2 protein-coding genes are annotated in these 1,600 nt (G+C 71.7%); both read right to left on the minus strand.

The features are described 5' to 3' along the window. On the minus strand, positions 1-1,245 hold a 1,245-nt coding region (locus tag G3N99_RS39660; protein ID WP_206125125.1), incomplete at its 3' end, for a phosphatase PAP2 family protein. Next, on the minus strand, positions 1,242-1,600 hold a 359-nt coding region (locus tag G3N99_RS39665), incomplete at its 5' end, for a class I SAM-dependent methyltransferase family protein (RefSeq protein ID WP_206125126.1). The genes G3N99_RS39665 and G3N99_RS39660, both read right to left, overlap by 4 nt.

A 1,600-nucleotide genomic window follows, 5' to 3' on the forward strand; every position in this document is an offset into this window, starting at 1 on the left:
CACGCTGCGCCCGTAGCCGAGCGCGCAGCAGACCAGCACGTCGCGCCCTTCCCCGTGCAGGCGTTCGAGCGCCGCGACGGCCTGCGCGAGTTGCCCGGCCGTCGGCGCGACGAGATCGAGCTGCGGCACGGTCGCATACGCGAGCGCTGCATCGACCGAGGCCCAGCGCGGCATTTCGGCGGTCAGGTCGACCAGCGCCGTGAAGCCGTGGCGGCGCACGTCGCGGGTCGTCGGCGTACGGCCGATCGAGACGCGTTCGTCAATCCGCACCGGCGCCGGCTGCCGGAACGTCCACAGTCGCGAATTGACGAACGCGCCCGCAATCGTCGGCGCGAGCAGCCAGCGAATGACGACCGGAAAACGCCCGTGCGCGTCCTTCTGGAATGCGCCGGGCGCGCCGCGCCGGTAGATCCACGCGACACAGGCGAGCGCCAGCGCGACCCACCCTGCCGCCAGCGCCCAGCCGGGCGCGCGCGGCACGCACCAGAGCGCCACCAGCGCGACCGCCGCCGCGCCAAGCGCATAGCGGCGCGCGAGCGCACGGCCGGCCGCGCCCGGCGACGCAGCGGCGCCCGGCAGCCGGCCCGCGGCATCGCGCAGCGGAAACAGGAACAGCGCGAGACAGCCGACGGCCGCGCCAGTCGGCACGTCGATCGCGTGATGCTGGTAGGTGGTCAGCACCGACACGCCGATCGCCGCGAACCACAGGTGCAGCACGACACGCGCGAGCGTGCCGCGCAGGTGCTTCGCATAGACGGCCCACAGCACGACGAGCAGCCCGATGTGCAGCGACGGCGCCTGGTTGAACGGCTTGTCGAAGCCCATCAGCAGCGTGAACAGCGCACCGGCCACGCCGCCCGCGTCGGGCCGCTCGAACCCGAAGCGCAGCGGCCACGCGATGAAGCACGCGACCGAAATCAACTGCACGGTCAACAGCCGCTTCACGTGATCGAGCAGGTCGGCACGGCGCGTCCAGAAGAAGAACGACAGCGCATACAGCAGGTCGATCGACCAGTACGGCACGATCGTCCACGGCACGAACGGGATCGCATGCTCCCACCCGAACGCGAAGGTCGGCACCGCCGCGCGGCGCGCGGCGAGCCAGTTCGCGAAACCGTAGGTCGAGAAGAACACGGCCCCCATCACCGCGAGCCAGCCGAAGCGCAGCGCGAACGACGCGTCGCGCGCGCCGGCGGCAGACGCCGGCTCGGCGAGGCCGCTCGCGTCGCCGTCGAACGCACTCATGACGCGTCGACCCGCTGCGCGAGGCTGACCGTGAAAATGCCCATTTCGTCGATCCGCTGGTCGAGCTTGCGGAAGCCCGCGCGCGCGACGAGTTCGTCCATCTCGGCCTGCGAGCGGCGGCGCATCACCCAGGTCGCTTCGCCGCGGTGATTGTTCAGCGCGCGCGCGATGAATTCGAGCTGCGGATGCCACGGCTGCCCCGTATAGACGAGATAGCCGCCCGGCGGCACGGCCTGCGCGAGCCCGCGCAGCGAGCGCTCGATCAGCGCGTTCTCGCCGAACAGTTCGTAGAGGCCCGACACGATCGCGAGCGTCGGACGCGGCTCGAGCGTCGCGAGCGACGCCTCGTCGAACG

The organism is Burkholderia sp. Ac-20392 (genome assembly GCF_017104585.1).
GTDB lineage: Bacteria > Pseudomonadota > Gammaproteobacteria > Burkholderiales > Burkholderiaceae > Burkholderia > Burkholderia lata.